The 18,228-nt window shown below is 68.8% G+C and carries 16 protein-coding genes; 6 read left to right on the top strand and 10 right to left on the bottom strand.

Annotation, left to right across the window (positions count from 1 at the left end):
* Positions 1 to 67: 67 nt before the first annotated feature.
* Complete coding sequence (locus ACFV15_RS00525; protein ID WP_378347977.1) at positions 68 to 2,665, bottom strand: CHAT domain-containing protein; 2,598 nt, start codon at positions 2,663 to 2,665, stop codon at positions 68 to 70.
* Positions 2,666 to 2,776: 111 nt separating this feature from the next.
* Here ACFV15_RS00525 and ACFV15_RS00520 point away from each other — a divergent pair, with 111 nt between their 5' ends.
* From ACFV15_RS00520 to ACFV15_RS00510, 3 genes are read left to right on the top strand one after another with little or no spacing between them, the layout of a single operon-like run.
* Positions 2,777 to 3,832, top strand: coding sequence for a S8 family serine peptidase (locus tag ACFV15_RS00520; protein ID WP_378347976.1), 1,056 nt, complete (start codon positions 2,777 to 2,779; stop codon positions 3,830 to 3,832).
* 8 nt (positions 3,833 to 3,840) lie between these two features.
* Complete coding sequence (locus ACFV15_RS00515) at positions 3,841 to 4,407, top strand: RNA polymerase sigma factor (RefSeq protein WP_378347975.1); 567 nt, start codon at positions 3,841 to 3,843, stop codon at positions 4,405 to 4,407.
* A 3-nt stretch (positions 4,408 to 4,410) separates the two neighbouring features.
* The gene (locus tag ACFV15_RS00510; protein ID WP_378347974.1) at positions 4,411 to 4,857 is read left to right on the top strand and encodes a hypothetical protein; all 447 of its coding nucleotides are present in this window, start codon (positions 4,411 to 4,413) and stop codon (positions 4,855 to 4,857) included.
* On the opposite strand, the gene ACFV15_RS00505 is transcribed toward ACFV15_RS00510, so the two are convergent.
* Both ACFV15_RS00505 and ACFV15_RS00500 read right to left on the bottom strand, forming a co-directional pair.
* The gene (locus tag ACFV15_RS00505; protein ID WP_378347973.1) at positions 4,826 to 5,485 is read right to left on the bottom strand and encodes a hypothetical protein; all 660 of its coding nucleotides are present in this window, start codon (positions 5,483 to 5,485) and stop codon (positions 4,826 to 4,828) included. The genes ACFV15_RS00510 and ACFV15_RS00505 overlap by 32 nt on opposite strands.
* A 3-nt stretch (positions 5,486 to 5,488) precedes the next feature.
* Entirely contained in the window at positions 5,489 to 6,730 is a 1,242-nt protein-coding gene (locus ACFV15_RS00500; protein ID WP_378347972.1) for a hypothetical protein, read from the bottom strand.
* A gap of 99 nt (positions 6,731 to 6,829) precedes the next feature.
* Between ACFV15_RS00500 and ACFV15_RS00495 the strand changes: the two genes are divergently transcribed.
* From ACFV15_RS00495 to ACFV15_RS00485, 3 genes are all read left to right on the top strand, one after another.
* On the top strand, positions 6,830 to 7,801 hold the full coding sequence (locus ACFV15_RS00495; RefSeq protein ID WP_378347971.1) for a hypothetical protein: 972 nt from the start codon (positions 6,830 to 6,832) through the stop codon (positions 7,799 to 7,801).
* 71 nt (positions 7,802 to 7,872) lie between these two features.
* Complete coding sequence (gene recQ / locus ACFV15_RS00490) at positions 7,873 to 9,705, top strand: DNA helicase RecQ (RefSeq protein WP_378347970.1); 1,833 nt, start codon at positions 7,873 to 7,875, stop codon at positions 9,703 to 9,705.
* Between the two features lie 344 nt (positions 9,706 to 10,049).
* Positions 10,050 to 10,514 (top strand): SRPBCC family protein, encoded by a 465-nt coding sequence (locus ACFV15_RS00485; protein ID WP_378347969.1) that lies wholly within the window; start codon positions 10,050 to 10,052, stop codon positions 10,512 to 10,514.
* Between the two features lie 176 nt (positions 10,515 to 10,690).
* Here ACFV15_RS00485 and ACFV15_RS00480 read toward each other — a convergent pair whose 3' ends face one another.
* From ACFV15_RS00480 to ACFV15_RS00450, 7 genes are all read right to left on the bottom strand, one after another.
* Positions 10,691 to 11,293 carry an ATP/GTP-binding protein gene (locus ACFV15_RS00480; protein WP_378347968.1) on the bottom strand — a complete coding sequence of 201 codons (603 nt, stop codon included), beginning with the start codon at positions 11,291 to 11,293 and terminating at the stop codon, positions 10,691 to 10,693.
* On the bottom strand, positions 11,274 to 11,645 hold the full coding sequence (locus ACFV15_RS00475; protein WP_378347967.1) for a DUF742 domain-containing protein: 372 nt from the start codon (positions 11,643 to 11,645) through the stop codon (positions 11,274 to 11,276). The genes ACFV15_RS00480 and ACFV15_RS00475 overlap by 20 nt, the downstream gene beginning before the upstream one ends.
* Positions 11,642 to 12,049 (bottom strand): roadblock/LC7 domain-containing protein, encoded by a 408-nt coding sequence (locus tag ACFV15_RS00470; protein ID WP_091290651.1) that lies wholly within the window; start codon positions 12,047 to 12,049, stop codon positions 11,642 to 11,644. The genes ACFV15_RS00475 and ACFV15_RS00470 overlap by 4 nt, the downstream gene beginning before the upstream one ends.
* Positions 12,049 to 14,526 carry a nitrate- and nitrite sensing domain-containing protein gene (locus tag ACFV15_RS00465; protein ID WP_378347966.1) on the bottom strand — a complete coding sequence of 826 codons (2,478 nt, stop codon included), beginning with the start codon at positions 14,524 to 14,526 and terminating at the stop codon, positions 12,049 to 12,051. The genes ACFV15_RS00470 and ACFV15_RS00465 overlap by 1 nt, the downstream gene beginning before the upstream one ends.
* A 512-nt stretch (positions 14,527 to 15,038) precedes the next feature.
* Entirely contained in the window at positions 15,039 to 16,742 is a 1,704-nt protein-coding gene (locus tag ACFV15_RS00460) for a cellulase family glycosylhydrolase (RefSeq protein ID WP_378347965.1), read from the bottom strand.
* 139 nt (positions 16,743 to 16,881) lie between these two features.
* The gene (locus ACFV15_RS00455) at positions 16,882 to 17,598 is read right to left on the bottom strand and encodes a fibronectin type III domain-containing protein (RefSeq protein WP_378347964.1); all 717 of its coding nucleotides are present in this window, start codon (positions 17,596 to 17,598) and stop codon (positions 16,882 to 16,884) included.
* Between the two features lies 1 nt (position 17,599).
* Positions 17,600 to 18,193 carry a hypothetical protein gene (locus tag ACFV15_RS00450; protein ID WP_378347963.1) on the bottom strand — a complete coding sequence of 198 codons (594 nt, stop codon included), beginning with the start codon at positions 18,191 to 18,193 and terminating at the stop codon, positions 17,600 to 17,602.
* Positions 18,194 to 18,228 lie beyond the last annotated feature (35 nt).

The following is an 18,228-nucleotide window of genomic DNA, read 5'->3' as shown; positions in this document are numbered from 1 at the left end:
GAATCCAGACGGCTGGTTGCTCAACCTTTCCGGTATGCGGCAAGCCTAGCGCACCGCCCGCGGACGCTCAGTGCCCAGCACCGAAGCAGACGAAGCCCGCGGCCGCCACGAGACCGGCGTGGCCGTTGCCGCGCAACGCCTTCTGGGCCTCGGCCAGCGCGACGGCAGGCCGCAGCCCTTCGGCGAGTCCGCGATGGAACTCGATCATCAGCGGCGCGGTCTCGGCATCCGGGACCGGCACGACCGAAGCGACGAGCTGGACGGTGCCGCGTGCCATGAACGTCGCGCTGAGGCCGAGCAGCTCGTCGCCGGTGCAGACCACGGACCGGCCGCTGTCGCACGAGGCCAGCACGACCAGGCGCGGCACCCGGTCGAGCCGTTCCAGATCGTGCACGACCAGCGGCCCGTCGTGCAGCCTCAAGTCGGAGAACAGCGGCTGGTCGACGGCGAGCCTGCCGTGTGCGGCCAGGTGCAGCACGTCGGCCGACGCGACCGCCTTGAGCACCGCGTCCACTGTGGCCGCGTCGCCTGCCAGCGGGGTCGTGCCGTGCAACGCGGCGACGGCGTGCGCCTCGTGGTGCGCGCCGGTCAACCCGGGGCCTGCCGCGACGGCGACCGTGCCGAACGAACCGGTGCGCCTGGCCGCGACGGCGTGCCACAGCGTCGCGGACGGCGAGACGGTGACCGGCCGTCCGTGGCACGAAGGCAGTACCGACCACGGCACGCTGTGCAACGAGCCGGTCGGCACCAGCACCAGCGGCCGGTCGCCGACCTCGGGCAGCGCGGTGAACAACGCCTGGTCGAGCGCGGCGGCGGCGCTGTCGAGCAAGGTCATCGCGGCGGCACGCGAAGCCGCGGACCCGCCGCGCCTGGCGAGGCGGTGCAGCGCGAACGGCAGCCGGTCGACGAGGTCGGCCACCGGCGCGGCCGCGCCGAGCGTCCGCAGCCGCAACCGGCCGCCGGCCAGCGTCACCGCGTGCAGCATGCCGTCCAGCTGCACGAACTCGACCAGCGCGCGGTCGCCGAGCGCGGGCGCCTTCACCGGCTCGACGCCCTCGACCGGCGCGCCGGGACGCAGCCGGGTGCGGTCGCGGATCCGGCGTTCGAGCGCGGCCTGCTTGGCGCGCAGCCCGGTCTGGCCGTACCGGTAGATCTGCTCGGCCGTGGCACGCAGCTCGGCCAGCAAGGCGGCGAGTTCCGGATCGTCGGGCGGGCGGACCGGCCGGTGCGCGAGCCTGCTCGCCCTGCCTCGCTCGGCCCATTCGAAGACCGCCGACGGTGTGCCGGACCGCAGCGCGAACCGCAGCCCCAGCTCGCTCAGCTCGATCCGGTGCGCGGCCGAGTGCGCACGCAGGTCGGTCGCGCCGAGCGCCGCAGCGTGCTGGTCGAGGATGCGCAGCCCGGCGCGAACCGCGCGAGTGGTCGCGCGCGCGTCACCGTCCTCCCAGGCCAGCAGCGCACGCGCGTACCACCCGCGCGCACGCAAAGTCGCAGGTCCACGTCGTGTCGACGCGCTCGCGGCGCTCAGGTAGGCATGCCCGCGCACCCGGTCACCGCGCTCGAACGCCAACCGCGCGGCGGCCAGCCTGGCTTCCAGCGCCGAGGCCGGCCAGCCGGCCGCGGCGAGGGTGTCGACCATGGTTTCGACCCGGCTGTTGGCGATCCGCGTGCCGGTCCCCGACGCGAGCCGCGCGCGCAGAATGGCGAGCTGGGCGAGTTCGGCCCATTCACTCCGGCGCTGGCGCGTGAACTCGCGACGTGCCCGCGTCGCCTGGTCGAGCGCGGTCGCCCAGTCCTGACCGAGCTGGGCCGCTTGCGCGACGAGCAACCGGGCAGGCGGGATCAGCAACCGGCGGCGTTCGTTCTCGAACGCCTCGACGGCCCGGCCCGCCGCTTCCCCGGCTTCGGCACGCGCGCCGACGGAGAGCAGCAGCTCGGCCTGGTCGGAGAACACCGGCCCGAGCTGCCCGCCCAGCTCGCCGATGATGTGCTCGGCCCGGCTGAGGTGTGCGAGCGCGGCGGGCACGTCACCGCGCACCGTCTCCAGGAAGCCGAGGTTCTCGGCGATGATCCCGACCGCGAGCTGCCTGCCGAGCCGCCTGGCCAGCGCGTCGGCCTCGGTCAGGTCGGCCTCCGCGGCGGCGAACGCGTACCGCTCGGTGAACAGGATCCCCCGGTTGACCAGCGTGCGCTGCAGGCTGATCTGGTCACCGGCGCGCCGCAGCAGCGGAACGGCGACCTGGTACTCGGCCTGTGCCCGGTCCAGCCTGCCGATCTGATGCAGCATGTCCGCGCGCTGCGCCCGTGCCCGCGCGAGACCGGGCCCGTCGAGCACCTCGATGGCCAGCTCGATCTCCCGCAGCGCGGCATCGGGCCTCCCTCGCTGCAACAAGGCGCCGGCCAGCGGGATCCGCGACTCCCCCGCGAGCACCGGGCAGCCGCCCGCGAAGTCGATCGACCGCCGCAGATGCCGGATCGCGCTGTCGACGTCTTTCTGCAGCACCGCCCGTCCCCAGGCGCGCTCGGCCAGTGAGACCGCTTCCTTGTCACCCTCACGCAGCGCCCGGTTGACGGCCCGCTCGGCGACCGGCGCCGCCCGGCCCGCGTCGACGTCGGCACGGCGCAGCGCCGCGAGCGCCTGCTGCCGGGCCGTCGGTCTTTCCACCCCGAAAGCATGAACGGTGCCGGCCCGGAGTGAAACGAAATTCGCGGGAGTGGGATCAAACCGGTGGCGAACCACTCCGTTGAGGTAGTGACCCAGGAAGGCAGGCTCCCCATGACCGCGCACGATGAGCTGATCGTCGACACCCAGGATCTCGACGCCGTGACCGCCGCGTTGAAGAACCTCGGCGCCTGGGGCGGTGACTGGGAGGTCAGCGAGGACCTGGGGCTGGCGCTCCTACGGAACCTGGCGGTGCACTCGGAAGCCGAGCTCGACACGCTGATCGCCAACCTGACCGCGAAGATGCTTTCGGAGGGCGGACCGCTGCCGCTGCTCGGCAAGAACGACTCGGCGGTCATCGGCTACCCGCAGCACAAGGGCGTCCTCGACCCGCTGGACACCGATGTCGAGGTCGTGGTCGGCCCGCCGTCCGGTGGCAAGGGCATCCACATCGGAGTGGTCGACACGCCGCTGTTCCGGCACTCGACCTTCGGCGGCGAAGTCGTGGCCGACGAGGAAATCGTCATCGCCGAGAAGGACATCGTCGATGTCTGGGCCGGGCACGCCACCTTCGTGGTCGGCAAGATCCGCGAACACGCCGCAGGCGCCCGGATCACCGTCAAGGCGGGGCTCGACGGCACTAGCGGCGCCCGCTCGCTCTGGGAGACCGCGCGCAAGATCGCGAGCTTCCGGCACACCGACATCAAGATCCTGAACCTGTCACTCGGCGTGGTGACCGAGAACGACGTGGAGCCGCTCGCACTGCGGCGCGCGCTCGACCGGCTCGGCGACGATGTGGTGGTCGTCGCGGCCGCGGGCAACCGGCGGCTGCAGACGAACCCGCTGAAGATCTTCCCCGCCGCGTTCGACGACGTCATCGCGGTCGGCGCGGTGGACGCACCCTTCTCGATGATCCGGCCGTGGGTGGACATGGAGGCGCCGGGCATGGTCCAGCAGGGCGCCTACGTCGTGGGCGAGGTGGATCTGCTGGAGTTCGCGCACACCGGTTTCACCGGCAAGGCCACCTGGAGCGGCACGTCGTTCGCCGCGGCGACCGTCACCGGCGCGCTCGCGAAGGCGATGGGCGAAGGGCTCTCCGGCGCCGCGGCACTCGCGGCCGTCACCGATGGTCCCGGCGCGGTGGCCAAAAAGGTGCACTTCCCGCAATGATTGCCACCATGCGTGATGACCCGTCGGTGGTGGCACTGGTCAAGCGGGCCCAGGACGGCGACCAGCGCGCCTGGGACCAGCTCGTCGAGCGCTACGCGCCACTCGTCTGGTCGGTATGCATGCGGCACCGGCTCTCGCGCGCCGATGCGGACGATGTCGGCGCGAGCGTGTGGCTACGGCTCGTCGAAGGCCTTGAGAAGCTTCGCGAGCCCGCCGCGCTCCCGGGCTGGCTGGCGACGGTCGCGCGCAACGAATGCCTCCGTGTCCTGCGTGGACAGAGCAAGCAGGTGCCGGTCGAGGACGACCGGCTACCCGACGCCGAGGGCGCGGCCGCCGACGAATGGCTGCTCCGGCAGGAACGCTTCGTCGCACTGCGGCAGGCGTTCGCGGAGTTGCCGGAACGGTGCCGCCGCCTGCTGACCATGCTGTTCGCCGACCCGCCGAGGCCGTATGCCGAAATCTCCGGCGAGCTGGACATCCCGGTCGGCGGGATCGGGCCCAACCGCATGCGCTGCCTCGGCACGCTGCGCAAGAGTTCCGCGCTGACGCCCTTTATCAATGGCACGGAGGGCTGAACCATGACCGAGGAAGAGTTACTGGCCGAGTTGGAAGCGGCCTTGCGCACCGCCGAAGAGGTGCCCGCCGGGTTCGTCAACGCGGGCAAGGCCGCGTTCGCGTGGCGCGGGGTCGACGCCGAACTCGCCGCGCTCACCTTCGACTCGGCAGGCGCCGAAGTGGCAGGCACGCGCGCCGACTCGGCGTCGGTGCGCGCGCTGACCTACTCCGCGGCCGAGGTGACGCTGGAGGTCGAGGTCGGGCCGGACGCGTTGCACGGTCAGGTCGTGCCGCCGCAGGCGGGCGAGCTCGACGTGCGGCTTCGTGACGGTGGCACCACGACCGTGCCGGTCGACGCGGTGGGCTGGTTCGTGGTGCGGCCGAAGCCCGCTGGGACGTTCAGGCTCCGGCTGCGCACCGCCGACGGGAAGACCGTGCTCACCGACTGGACTTCGTTGGCAGGCAGCTGACCGTCGGGCTCGACCCGGTGGTCAGCACGGCCAGGCTGGTCGTCGCCTTGCCGCACGGGTTGAGCGGCGGCGATTCCGGCTCCGAGCCGGTCAGCAGCGTCACCCCGGTGACGGCACCGCCGACGACGAGGCCCGCCAGTCCCAGCCACACCCAGTAACGCGGCTTGGGCTCGGGCGGCGGCTGTTCCTCGGGCGGCTCGGTGCCTGCAGAAACCGCTTCGAAGGCCGCCGAGGACTCGACCGCGAAGTGCTCCTCGTCTTCGAGGAAACGGCGATACGTCGCCAGCGCGTCTTGACGCGCCTTGTCTATGTCCACTGTGGACGGCTCGGATACCTTGCCAGAGCACAGGAATCCGGCCATGAGCCGCAACGGGCGGCTGTGCTCGTCACGGGTCGGCCCGCCGTCGATGTCCGCTTCGGCCACCGGATGGTCCGCCCAGACCAGGCACACGGGCCTGCCCAACGGGCTCGTCACCCCGGCGACGGCGAACGGCGCCGAACCTGGCAACGGGCGGACGTTGTCCTCCAGGAAACCGTAATCCTGTTCGGTGACAAGGAAATCCGGCGCTAGCAGCACCGAGTAGCCCCGGCGCCTGCCCCGCGCGATGAGGAACGGCCACGCACGCATCGGTCAGTCCCCCAGCCGCGAACTCGGCAGCTTCGCTTCCAGCACGGCCACCTGCTGCTGCAGCTCGGAGACCACCCGCCGCCTGGCGAGAATGTGCTCGTCGGCGCGCCGATCCGCCTCGTTCAGCGCGGTCGCCTTGCGGCCGCCGTCGTCGAAATGGGAGTCCAGGAACAACGCCAGCCCCGAATCGGCGAGCAGCCCGCCACCGGCCGTGGAGAGCAGCATCTTCCCGGCACGCGTCGCGACGAACTCGGCCAAGGTCTGCAACGCTTCGGCCGGTCCCATCTTCGTACGGCGGCGCGCCTCGGTCATGATCGCCTCGCGCGTCTCGCGGTCGAGTGACAGCTCGACCTGGCGCAGGATGTCCGGCACCACCGCGGAAAGCGCCATGTCGACATGAGCGGGTTCCAGCTTGCCGGTGGCCTTCTTGCGCACCTGCCCGCCGTCGAGCACCGCGAAGTCGTGACCGACCGCGGTGACCGGGATCAGCCGGATCACCCGCCGCGTGCTCTGCACTCGCACCAGGTCACGGAAACCGGGGATGCTCATCAGCAGCGTGCGCACGATGTGCAGCCGGGTGTTCTCGTCGGCGTGCAGCTGGTCGAGCAGGTCCCATTTGGTGATCACGAAGGCGATCGGTTTGCGTGACTCCAGCATCGCGTTGATCATCGCGTCGAGCGTGACCTGCAGGATCGCCATGCCGCGTCGATCGCCTTGATAAGCCTGGAGCACGCGGAGACCGTCGATGATGCCGATCAGCGCGTCGGCCTTCCCGATCGACTCCAGCAGCCGCGCCTGCGCGGTCGACCCCGCGACGTCCGGGTCGGTGAGAAGCTCGCCGGGGTATTCGAGGTAGCCGATCTTGACTACCGGCTTGGTGTCGTCGCCGACGTCGGTCATCACGCTGAACTCGAACTCGCGCATCTCGCCGCGCGTGGTGCCCTCCGGCCATTCGCCGTCGTCGGCGATCTGGCGGTACCAGCGGCTCAGCTCGATGAACTGCTCGTAGGGCGCCTTGACGTGGAAGCCGCGGCCGCCAGGCACCTGCAGCCTGCGGTACATGCTGGTCAGCAGCAAGGTCTTGCCCGAGCCCTGCAGGCCGAGCGTCACCACCCGGAACTTCGGCACGTCGAGCGCGGCCGCGGCGCTCGCCGCCTTCGGCTTGCGTCCCTTCCTCCTGCGGTAGACGAACACCGCCGCCAGCAGGCCGGCGCCGAGCAGAGCCAGCAAGATCACGACACTCATTTGCCCCACCTCCACCCGGACGGAGCCGGACGGCGCGGCGCTGATACACCCGAAATTCGGCGGCGCGCGGCGCGGCGGCCTGTCACCATGCGAGGTGAAATGAAGAGTGAAGAGAAATGGCCGACGACCGGCCAAGCACCGAAGACCCTGACCTGGCACGGCGACGGACTCGCCGACTGGGTGAGCGGCTACACCTGGTACCCCGACGGCCCACTGGACGGCGGTCCGCAGTATCCCTTCCCCGACTTCTACGACGGCGCGACCGTGTCGCCGTCCGGGCGCTACCAGGTCATTTACCACGAGTACGGCGTCGACGGCCTGCTGCTCGACCGGGGCGAGATCCTCCGCGAACTCACCCGTGACGACGACGATCCCGACGCGTTCTTCTATCCCGTGACGTTCGGGCGGCTCACGGACGGACGGGAAGTGCTCATCCACTGCCCCGAGCGCCGCGACCGGCTGGAGATCGAACTGCCGGAGACCGGGGAACGGCTCACCTCCCGTCCGCTCGAAGAAGGCGTCTACGAGTCGGACATCTACCACTCGCGGCTGGCCGTCAGTCCCGGTGGACGGTGGCTGCTGAGCGCGGGCTGGGTCTGGCATCCGATCGGGATCGCCGAGGTCTTCGATCTCGACGCCGCGCTCGCCGATCCCCGCACGCTCGACGCGGTCCGGACACCCCGGTCTCCGGAACCGCCCGCCGGTGAGGTCGAGTCGGCGTGCTGGCTCGATGACGACCGGCTGGCGGTGTTCTCGATCGGCTCGGAGAACGACGGCGAACTCGGTGTCTGGTCGATGGAAGCCGCGGACTGGACGAGCAAGGTCTCCTACCAGGGGCACCTCGGCACGATCGCGAGGTTCGGCGATCACCTGCTCAGCTTCTATGAGTATCCGAAGCTTCTCGATCCCGTGACCGGCGAAGTGGTCGCCTCGTGGCCGCACCTGCCGACCGGCCATCGCGCGCTGCCCTACGGCTGGACCTACGAGCCGGAGACCGTGGCCGTGCATCCGGACGGCACGCGGTTCGCGGTCACGTCCGACGAGTACATCACCGTGGTCGAATGGTCGTGAAATCCGGTGCTTTCGGTCCGGTAGGCCTGCCGGTCCGGCCGGGTGTCGGTGGTTGCTCGTAGTATCGCGGCGTGGCTTCCCCCAACGACCTCGCGACCAGCGACGCGCTGCAGGTGCTGCACCGCGTCTTCGGGTACGACTCGTTCCGGGGAGGGCAGCAGGACATCATCGAGCACGTCGTCTCCGGCGGCGACGCGCTGGTGCTGATGCCGACCGGTGGCGGGAAGTCGTTGTGCTACCAGATTCCCGCGCTGGTGCGCTCGGGTGTCGGCGTGGTCATCTCGCCGCTGATCGCGTTGATGCAGGACCAGGTCGACGCGCTGACCGACCTCGGCGTGCGCGCCGGATTCCTGAACTCGACCCAGGATTTCGAGCAGAAACGCGAAGTCGAGCGCGCTTTCCTGACCGGTGAGCTCGACCTGCTGTACCTGGCGCCGGAACGGCTGCGTGTCGAGTCGACGCTGTCACTGCTCGACAAGGGCAAGATCTCGCTGTTCGCGATCGACGAGGCGCACTGTGTTTCCCAGTGGGGCCACGACTTCCGGCCCGATTACCTGGGCCTGTCCGATCTGCACGAGCGCTGGCCGGAGGTCCCGCGGATCGCGTTGACGGCGACCGCCACCAAGGCGACGCACGCCGAGATCGCCTCGCGCCTGAACCTCGGCGAGGCCCGGCATTTCGTCGCGAGCTTCGACCGGCCGAACATCCAGTACCGCATCGTGCCGAAGAACTCGCCGCAGCGGCAGCTGCTCGACCTGCTGCGCAACGAACACGCCGGCGACGCGGGCATCGTGTACTGCCTCAGCCGGGCTTCGGTCGAGAAGACGGCGGAGTTCCTGAACCAGAACGGGATCAAGGCCGTCCCGTACCACGCGGGGCTCGACAGCCGTGTCCGCGCGAAGAACCAGTCCCGGTTCCTGCGTGAGGACGGCCTGGTCGTGGTCGCGACCATCGCGTTCGGCATGGGCATCGACAAACCGGACGTCCGATTCGTGGCCCACCTGGATCTGCCGAAGTCCGTCGAGGGTTACTACCAGGAGACCGGCCGCGCCGGTCGCGACGGGCAGCCGTCGACGGCGTGGCTGGCGTACGGCCTGCAAGACGTTGTGCAGCAACGGAAAATGATCGACACCTCAGAAGGCGACCTGGCGCACCGCCGCAGGCTGTCCCAGCACCTCGACGCGATGCTCGCGCTGTGCGAGACGGTGACCTGCCGCCGCGTCCAGTTGCTCAACTACTTCGGCCAGCAGGGCGAGCCGTGCGGCAACTGCGACACCTGCCTGACGCCGCCGGAGTCCTGGGACGGCACGATCCCCGCGCAGAAGCTGCTTTCGACGGTCTACCGCCTGCAGAACGAGCGCCGCCAGAAGTTCGGCGCGGGCCAGATCATCGACATCCTCCTGGGCAAGCAGACCCCGAAGGTCGAGCAGTTCAAGCACAACGAGCTGACGGTCTTCGGCATCGGCACCGAACTGCGCGACACGGAGTGGCGCGGCGTCGTCCGGCAACTGCTCGCGCAAGGCCTCCTGGCGGTCGAAGGCGACTACGGAACCTTGGTCCTCACCGAAACCAGCGCCGACGTACTCGGCCGCCAGCGCGAGGTCATGCTCCGCCGCGAGCCCGAGCGCACGGCCGCTTCGAAGCCCGCCAAGGCCAAGCGCCCTTCGTCGATCGACATGCCCGCCGAGGCCGCCCCGACCTTCGAGAAGCTCCGCGCCTGGCGTGGCGCGACGGCGAAGGAGCAGGGCGTGCCCGCGTACGTCATCTTCCACGACGCCACCCTGCGCCAGATCGCGACCGAAAAGCCAAGCTCGCTCGAAGCGCTGGGCACGATCAGCGGCGTCGGCGAAAACAAGCTCGCCAAATACGGCCAAGGCATCCTCGACACCCTGTCGGACTCGTGAGCCCGGGTCGTGAGTGGTACGGCCGGTTCTAACCGGCGGCAACACTCACGACCCCTGCCCTCACACACTCAACCGGTCGGCACGCGTACCCAGGGAGTCGGCACCCGTACCTGGAAGGTCGGCACGCGTGCCTGAGCAGTCGGAACCCGTGCCTGCGGGGTCGGGACTCCGCCGACCCTTCAGGCACGCGTGCCGACCGTTCGGGGATGGGGAAGGCCAGGCGGGGCTTTGGGGTGAGCCGGTGTATGGGGGCCATGGGAATGCGTCACCCCCGCTACGCGCGCAACGCACGAATCGCCGGGCGGTTCTTGACCTGTTGAACGCTGTACTGCTCTAGTCCCAGCATGGGTGAGCCGTTCGCGTCCGGGCAGGTGACCATCGCCGCGCCCCCGGCCGAGATCTACAAGCTGGTCAGCGATCCGACCGTCATGGTCGAGTTCGCCGAAGAGGTCGTCCGCGCCAGCTGGCTCGGCGGCGTGCGGGGACCGGCCGTCGGCGCGCGGTTCAAGGGGCACAACCGCAATGGCTGGCGCCGGTGGGTGACCACCTGCCGGATCACCGACGCCGAGCCCGGCCGGAACTTCGCGTTCGAGGTGCGGACGCCGTTCATGGTGCCGATCTCGCGATGGGAGTACGACATCCGGCCAGGCGACGGCGGCTGCACCGTGGTCGAGAACTGCTGGCTGCGCGTGCCGATGTGGTTCCGGCCGATCGCCAACTTCATCACCGGCCAGCCCGACCGCGCCGGCACCAACAACGCCAACATCGCGACCACCCTTGCCCGCCTCAAAGCCCACCTCGAGGCCTAACGGCTGCGGACGTCGTGTCGTCCATCCAGGTACGCGTGTCGTCCGTCTGTGCACGCGTGCCGTCCGTTCGCGCACACGCGCGGTGCCCAAGCGAACGTACGCCGATGGACGCCATCCGTGCGCAGACGGACGACACCCGTGCGTGAACGGGCGACACGCCGACCAGCGCGGCAGGCTTAGCGGCGGCCTCCGGCGGCGGCGAGGTCGGCGTCGGCCATGACGTGTTCCATCAGCGTGATGAGGATCTGCTTGGTGGAGTCGCGCTCGCGCGCGTCGCAGAGCAGGATCGGCACGTACGGGTCGAGGTCGAGTGCCTCGCGGACCTCTTCGGTGCCGTAGCGGTAGGCCTCGTCGAAGCAGTTGACCGCGACCACGAACGGCAGGCCGCGCCGCTCGAAGAAGTCGACGGCCGGGAAGCAGCTGTCGAGCCTGCGGGTGTCGGCCATGACGACCGCGCCGAGCGCGCCGCGGGCGAGTTCGTCCCACATGAACCAGAAGCGGTTCTGGCCAGGTGTGCCGAACAGGTACAGGATCAGCTCGGGGTTGATGGTGATCCGGCCGAAGTCCAGCGCGACGGTGGTCGTCTTCTTCTTTTCCACGCCCGAGAGGTCGTCGACGCCCTCGGAGGCCTCGGTGATGACCTCCTCGGTGCGCAGTGGCGGTACCTCGCTGACCGAACCGACCAGCGTGGTCTTGCCTACTCCGAAACCGCCGGCGATGATCACCTTCACCGCCGTCGCGGTGAGGCTTCGCCGACCTTCAGAGTTTCCGGATGCCATCAAGAACCGCCTGGAGTACGTGTTTGTTGGGCCTGTCACTGACGGGTGCCGCGGTGCGGAAGATCAGCAGGTTGCCTTCGATCAGGTCACTCAGCAGCACCTTGACGACCGGCAGCGGCAGGTCGACCATCGCGGCCACCTCGGCGACCGACATCGGATGCTGGCATATCCGCAGGATCTGCAGATACTCGGGCTCCATGTCGTACACGTCCGCCGCCGTGCGCAGCGCCACCACGAGGGTGATCAGGTCGAGCCCGATCGTGTCCGACTTGGTCCGCCCGCCGGTGACCGCGTACGGCCGGACCAGCGGACCGGCCTGGTCGTCGAACCAGATGTCTCCCGCGCGGTTCACGGCGACGTGTGCTGAACGCGCGGTGCGGCGGTTAGAACCGCGCCAACCCGCTTGACCATCATGTTCATTTCGTAGGCGACCATGCCCATGTCGGCGTCCTCGGTGGCGAGCAGCGCGAGGCACGCGCCGTGGCCCGCCGCGGTGACGAAGAGGAACGCGTGGTCCATCTCGACCATGGTCTGGCGCACCTGGCCGCCGCCGAAGTGGCGGCCGGTGCCACGGGCGAGGCTCTGGAAAGCCGACGCCACGGCGGAAAGGTGCTCCGCGTCTTCCTCCGACAGGTTGCCGGACCGGCCGATGAGCAGTCCGTCGGCTGAGAGCACCACGGCCCTGTCGGCGCCCGCGACCCGTTTGACCAGGTCGTCCAGCAACCAGTCGAGCTCACTGACTCCTGCGTTGGCCATTACGTGCGATCTCCATACGTGTCGTTGTCGAACTCCTCGTCACGGGCCCGGCGAGTGCCCCGCTGGAACGCGGCGAGCCGGTTCCGTGCCATGTCGGGCGACTCCTCACGGGTCTCCTCCGGCCAGTCGGCCGGTGCGTCGTTCTGCAGCTGTGGCACCAGGTTCTGCTGGCGGCGGCGCTGCGGCAACGGCGGGCGGCCGGGTGCCATGGACCCGCCGGGACCGGCGGGCGCGTTGGGCTGCGGTGGACGCGGCGGCTGCGGCGGCCGTGCCTGGCGCGGCGCTTCGACCGGGCGCATCGCCTGCTGCGTCGGCGGCTGCTGCGGGCGGAACATGTCCACCCGGGGCGGTACCTCCGGCGAGCGCGGCGGCGCGGCGGCCATCACCGGCTCCGGCAGGCGCTGCGGCTCCGGTTCCGGCTCGGGTTCGTACTCGTACGGCGCCTCGAACGCGGGCTCCTGCGGCTCGGCGTACTGCGGTTCCGGCTGCGGCTGCAGGCGGGACGTGTGCTCGGGCTCGGTCCGGTGCCGGGGACGGCGCTCCGGCAGTTCCGGACGCTCGGCAGGCGCCACGACGGCGGTCTCCTCTGCGGCGGCGGGCGGCATGTCGCCGGAGTCGTTGGGCACGGCGCCGAGCAGCTCGGAGCGGATCAGCACGATCGCGCGGGTGCCGCCGTACGCGGATTCCCGCAGTGTCACCGAAATACCGTGGCGCGCGGCCAGGCGCGCGACCACGAACAGGCCGAGGCGCGGCTCGGTGGACAGCGCCATGATGCCGAAGTCCGGCGGGTTGCGCAGCATCGAGTTGAGCTGTTCCGCCTGCGCCGCTTCGATGCCGAGGCCCTGGTCCTCGACCTCGAGCACGACGCCCTTGCCGACCACGTTGCCGCGGATGTCGACGCGTGCCTCCGGCGGGGAGAACGAGGTCGCGTTGTCGATCAGCTCGGCGAGCAGGTGCACGAGGTCACCGACGACCGGGCCGTTGACGGCGATGTTCGGCAGCTTCGCGACCTTCACCCGCGCGAAGTCCTCGGTCTCGGCCGAAGCGCCACGGGTCAGCTCGGTCAGCGAGACCGGGTTGCGCCAGCGGCGGCCCGGCTGCCCGCCACCGAGAATGATGAGGTTCTCGGCGTTGCGGCGGGCACGCGTGGACAGGTGGTCCAGCTGGAACAGCGTCTCCAGCTGCTCCGGGTCCTCCTGCTTGCGCTCGGCCGCGTCGAGCACCTTGAGCTGGCGGTGCACGATGATCTGGCTGCGGTGCGCGATGTTGAGGAACACCGTCTTGGTGCCCTCACGGATCTTGGCCTCTTCCACGGCGGCCGCGATGGCGGTCTGCTGCGCGGTGTTGAACGCGGCGGCGACCTCACCGATCTCGTCGTTGCCGTGGTCGAGCAGGCGGACCTCGGTGTCGAGGTCGACGTCCTCGCCGCTGCGGACCCGGTCGACGATCTCGGGCATCCGGATCTCGGCGACGTCCAGGGTGTCTTCACGCAGCCTGGCGAGCCTGCCGATGAGCCGGTTCGACAGCCGCAGCGCGATGATCGAAATCGCGATCGCGATGGCCAGTGCCGCGGCGGCCGCGATGGACGAGGCGATCAGCGTGTTGTCGGCCTCGTCGATGGCGCCCTCGGTGGCCTTCGAGCTCTGGGCGACGAAGACGCTCATCATCGTGTCGCCGACCTGGCGGGCGGCGGCGCGCCACTGGTCCTCCGGCACCGCGGCCGGGAGCTTCGCCTGGTTGTTGCGCAGCAAGGCGTTTTCGACCGTCTGCACCGTGCGCCACGCGTCGCTGGCGATCAGCTGGTCGTACTTCGCCTTGACCTCGGGGATCATCCGGCCGACGGAGGCGTCGAGCTGGGTGTGATAGGCGCCGATCTGGCTGATGTAGGCGCGGTAGTCGTCGTCGGAGAAGCCGCCGCCGGTGACCGCGGCCGCGGCGAGCGCGTCGGAGCGCTGCAGCTGGTCGATCGCGGTGAACAGCGGCACCGCGGTGATCCGCTGGTAGGCGTTCTCCGCGTTGGGCGCGTCCTGCGCGAGACCGGTGACACCGTCGACGAACTGGTCGAGGATCTTGTTGTAGAAGTTGAACGCGTCGAGCGACGGGATCTGGCCGCTGTCGACGAGCTGGCGGGTCTGCGGCAGCTTCTGGAACAGCCCGCCGACGGTGGCGATGTTGCGCTGGACGCTGTCCGGCGCGTCGCCGACGAACTTCTGCAGGTTGGCCGAGACGCCGGCGGAGGCGGCATCGGTCTTCGTGCGCTGGGCGACAAGCGCGGCGTGCTCGGTCTTGTTGCCTGCGAGCTCACGCAGCGTGAGGCGGCGCTCTTCCTGCAACGCGACGAAGAACGGGATCGACGGGGCTTCCGATTCGCGGATCTTCGTGGCGTACTCGCGGCCGTGCACCGCGTCATAGATCAAATATCCGCCGACCGCGAATCCGACCAGCATCAGCACGACACTCGGAATGAGGGCGATCATCAGTACTCGCGTCCGAATAGACGAAGTACCATTACGCCGAATGGAGATCTTCTTCACCGCGGTCAGTTGTCCTTCCGGCGCGCCAAGCGATTTCGGCGCGGTCTGGTGTCCGTTACCTGGGTCACGCCCCCAAGTTTCGCTGGCCGGATCGGCTCAACCGTGGTCCCGCTCAGTCCCGGCACAGACCGTAAACATGAGTGGTCTTCCAGTCAAATTCGACCCGTGCGCGGTACCGCGAAACCGGTGAACCGCTGACCGCTGAAAAGGTGACACGGAAATGCGGCAACCACCGTCGGTGACTTAGGTCGCATTGCCTGGTTACCGTGCGGTAACCAGAGTCACACAATCGCCATGATCGCCCCTTCCCGTACCCATTCCGTTACTCGATCGCGCTTGCCATACCGCACGGTATGACATGCGTCACCCCACTGAGGGATACGCGAGAACAGGGGCTTTCGTTCACCGTTTCGGCGAGCGAAAACCCCCGTTCCACTAAGAGGTCGGAACTCCGGCTAACTGGTCGGGAAGTCGTCGGGGGTCCGGATACGGTCTCGTACCCAGACACCGGCGGGCTTCAGCACCGAGGTACCGGTGAAATTGTTCCCCGCACAGGTGCCGGCCTTGAAGACCGCGCCGGACCGCTCGTCGTCCGAGAAGTTCCAGTTGGTCCAGCCGATCTTGTTCGCGTTCAGGAAGTCGATGTACTTCTGCGAGTACGCGAAGTCGTTGCCACCGTCACCGCTGGAGGTCTGCGTGCCGAACTCCGTGATGAACACCGGGATCTTGTCCACGGTCCGCTTCAGCGCGTTGAGGTACTCGTCGTGGTGCGACGCCGCGTAGAAGTGGAAGGTGTACATGATGTTCGTGGCGTTGACCGGGTTGTTGAGGATGTCGCTCTCGTTACGGCCGTCGGAGATGCCGAACGTCGCCCAGCCGTGCGTGCCGAGGAAGACGACGCCGTCGGGGTCCTGCGCGCGGATCACCGGGATGACCTGCTCGGCATAGGACTTCACCTTCGCCCAGCTGACACCGTTGGGCTCGTTGGCGACGTCGTAGATGATGTTGACCTTGTCCTTGTGGCGCTGGGCGATCTCGGTGAAGAACGTCTTCGCGCGCGCGGTGTTGTAGTTCGGGTCACCGGGGCTGAGCTGGTGCCAGTCAACAAGTGCATACATGCCGCGCTTGGTCGCCTCTTCGATGTAGCCGTGCACCAGGTCGGTGAACTTGCGCGGGTTGGTCTCGTAGCCGCCTTCCTGGATGTACATGGCGATGCGCAGGATGTCAGCGCCCCAGTCGGTGGCGAGCGCGTCGAGCGAAGCCGTCTTGACGCACTGGGCGTACCACTGGATGCCGTGCGTGCTCATGCCACGCAACTGGATCGGCTTGTTGTACTGATTGCACAACTTCACACCGCACACGTGCAGCTGGCCGTTGATCGCGACCGGGGTGGTGCCGCCGGTGCACTTCGTCGTGGTGACGGCGATCGGCGCGCTGCGCGGGGACTTGTTGCCGGCCCCGTCGAACGCCTCGACGCTGAAGGTGTAGCTCGTCTCCGGGCTGAGGCCGGTGACCGTCGCGGGCGGCTGCGGTGTCGTGGCGACGATGTTGCCGGTGTTCGCGATGACGTTGTACCCGGCGACGCCGACATTGTCGGTCGAGGGCGCCCAGTTCAGCGTCGCGCTGGAGCAGCCGACCGCGGACGAGGTCGGGGTACCGGGCGCGGACGGCGGCACATCGTCCGGCGGGCCGCCGACCTCGACCGACAGCGAGTCGGAGTTCGGGCCGTCGATGCCCGCCACCGTCGCGCGGATCTTGGACGTGCCCGCCGGCAGGCTCGCCGTGATGGTGGTGGTCTTCCAGGTCGTCCACGCGCCGGTGCCGGGGAACGCGAGGTTGTCCGAGACCAGGGTGCCGTTGACACTGATGTCGAGCGGCCGGTTGGCCGTGGTTCCGTTGGCGTAGCGGAAAGTCAGCTTCGCCGAGCCCGCCTGCGCCACGGTGACGGTGTACTCGATGTACCCGCCGGTGGTGTTGTCGTAGTTGACGAAGCCGGTGCCGGTGAACCCGGCGTGGTTGGACTCGACCACCCCCTTGGTGATCACGGCGTTTTCGGATTCGTACAGGACTGGAGCCGCGACGGCAGGCTGGGCGATGACCGTCGCGGCCGCGGTGGCCAGCAGGGTCAGCAGTGGTACACGCCATCTTGAGCGGGACATCGAATGCCTCCGGTTGGTTCATCTGGCGGAACGTGACGACGGCGGCGGAGTCATGGTTAGTAAAGTTTCCTAACCATTGTGCGCCCGATCACACCAGCTCCCCGATCGGCTGTCAACGGTCAAATCCGACACCGGTCGCTCATCGGTCCAACGGGTCCTTACCGGTCGTCTCATGCACCACGTTCGACTCCGGGCCGTAGTAGAACGCCCTGACCCGGTAGGTGGCTTTCTTCTCGTCGGGCATGGTGATAAGACCGACGGAATTGATGTCCGGATCGAGCACGGTCACCTCGCGGAAGTCCGGCGCGCCTTCCGGTTTGACCTCAAGCAGGTAGCCATCCTCGTCGCTCGCCTGGTCCGACCAGGTGAACTTGATCCCGTTGGCGTGCATGACTTCCGCGGTCAGCCTGCCGGGCGCTCCCCCGGCGGTTCCCTTGATCGGCTGCTTGGCCACGCCGGGTTCGGGAAGCGCTTTCGGCGGCGCCCATTCATGGTCGTTCCGCTGGTCGTTCTCGTCGAAGTCACCGGGTGGCAGCGTCACCTCGGCCGTCTCGGAGACGGGTCCGTAAAACGGCCGCACGCGGTAATAGAACGGCGTTTCCGGCATCAGGTCCGGATGCGTGTACGTGGTCTGCGACGGCGGCATGAACTGCAGGATCGTGAACTTGCCGGATGAATCGTTCGCGAACTCGACAACGCGACCGGCGACGCCCGGTTCGTCGGCGCGCCAGTTCAGCCGGACCTCGATCGGCGTGACGAGTTCCGCGCTGAGCCGCTCCGCCTGCGGGGCCTGGCCGGGTGACGAGCACGCGCTCAGCGCGATACCCGCCACCACGGCCAGTTTCAGCAGCTTCAAGCTACTTCTTCCAGAACTGGATGCCACTCCAGACCACGGTCACCGGCCCCTGACCGCTCGCCGTGCGGTAGGCGCCGAACTTGTCGTAGTAGTTGCCGCCCGCGCTGGCCGACTTGTACTTCAGCGAACCGTTGATGTACGTGCGGTGCTCCTTGCCGACCTGGTGGACGGTGTTGACCTTGACCGTGGTGCCGACGGTCGCACCGGAGGCGATCGTGGCGCCACCGTGCACGGCGTAAAGCCTGCCGCCGCGCTCGACGGCCATCATGAAGTCCGGGCCCGCGTTGGGCGCGTCGCGGAACGTCTGCTTCAAGCTGATGCGCGTCCCGCCCATGCTGACGATCCGGAACGAGCCTTCGAATTGGTGTGTACCACCGGAGTACGTGTTATAGCGCCGTTCCGCCCGCTGGTCACCACTGGCGGTGGAACAGGTCAGCGTGAAGGTCAGATTGTCGACCTTGCCACAGCCTCGCTCCTGCACGTTGAATCCCGGGGAATCACTGCTCCAGCCACCGGGTTCGACCTGGGCTTCGGCTGTCTGCGCGCCTAAAACGAGCGCGGCAAGGGCGGCTAGAACCGCCGTCTTCCTCAACATATGTGCGGCAACCTCTCTACATTGGGAGGCGGGTG

This window comes from Amycolatopsis sp. NPDC059657 (genome assembly GCF_042734395.1).
In the GTDB taxonomy this organism is placed as follows: Bacteria; Actinomycetota; Actinomycetes; order Mycobacteriales; family Pseudonocardiaceae; genus Amycolatopsis.
This window is presented reverse-complemented; position numbering and strand designations above follow the sequence as displayed.

Coding starts and splice junctions, on each gene's coding strand:
- ACFV15_RS00520 (WP_378347976.1), top strand. CDS start 2,777: ATGACCGCGCACGATGAGCTGATCGTCGACACCCAGGATCTCGACGCC.
- ACFV15_RS00515 (WP_378347975.1), top strand. CDS start 3,841: ATGCGTGATGACCCGTCGGTGGTGGCACTGGTCAAGCGGGCCCAGGAC.
- ACFV15_RS00510 (WP_378347974.1), top strand. CDS start 4,411: ATGACCGAGGAAGAGTTACTGGCCGAGTTGGAAGCGGCCTTGCGCACC.
- ACFV15_RS00505 (WP_378347973.1), bottom strand. CDS start 5,485: ATGCGTGCGTGGCCGTTCCTCATCGCGCGGGGCAGGCGCCGGGGCTAC.
- ACFV15_RS00500 (WP_378347972.1), bottom strand. CDS start 6,730: ATGAGTGTCGTGATCTTGCTGGCTCTGCTCGGCGCCGGCCTGCTGGCG.
- ACFV15_RS00495 (WP_378347971.1), top strand. CDS start 6,830: ATGAAGAGTGAAGAGAAATGGCCGACGACCGGCCAAGCACCGAAGACC.
- ACFV15_RS00485 (WP_378347969.1), top strand. CDS start 10,050: ATGGGTGAGCCGTTCGCGTCCGGGCAGGTGACCATCGCCGCGCCCCCG.
- ACFV15_RS00480 (WP_378347968.1), bottom strand. CDS start 11,293: ATGGCATCCGGAAACTCTGAAGGTCGGCGAAGCCTCACCGCGACGGCG.
- ACFV15_RS00470 (WP_091290651.1), bottom strand. CDS start 12,049: ATGGCCAACGCAGGAGTCAGTGAGCTCGACTGGTTGCTGGACGACCTG.
- ACFV15_RS00465 (WP_378347966.1), bottom strand. CDS start 14,526: ATGATCGCCCTCATTCCGAGTGTCGTGCTGATGCTGGTCGGATTCGCG.
- ACFV15_RS00460 (WP_378347965.1), bottom strand. CDS start 16,742: ATGTCCCGCTCAAGATGGCGTGTACCACTGCTGACCCTGCTGGCCACC.
- ACFV15_RS00450 (WP_378347963.1), bottom strand. CDS start 18,193: ATGTTGAGGAAGACGGCGGTTCTAGCCGCCCTTGCCGCGCTCGTTTTA.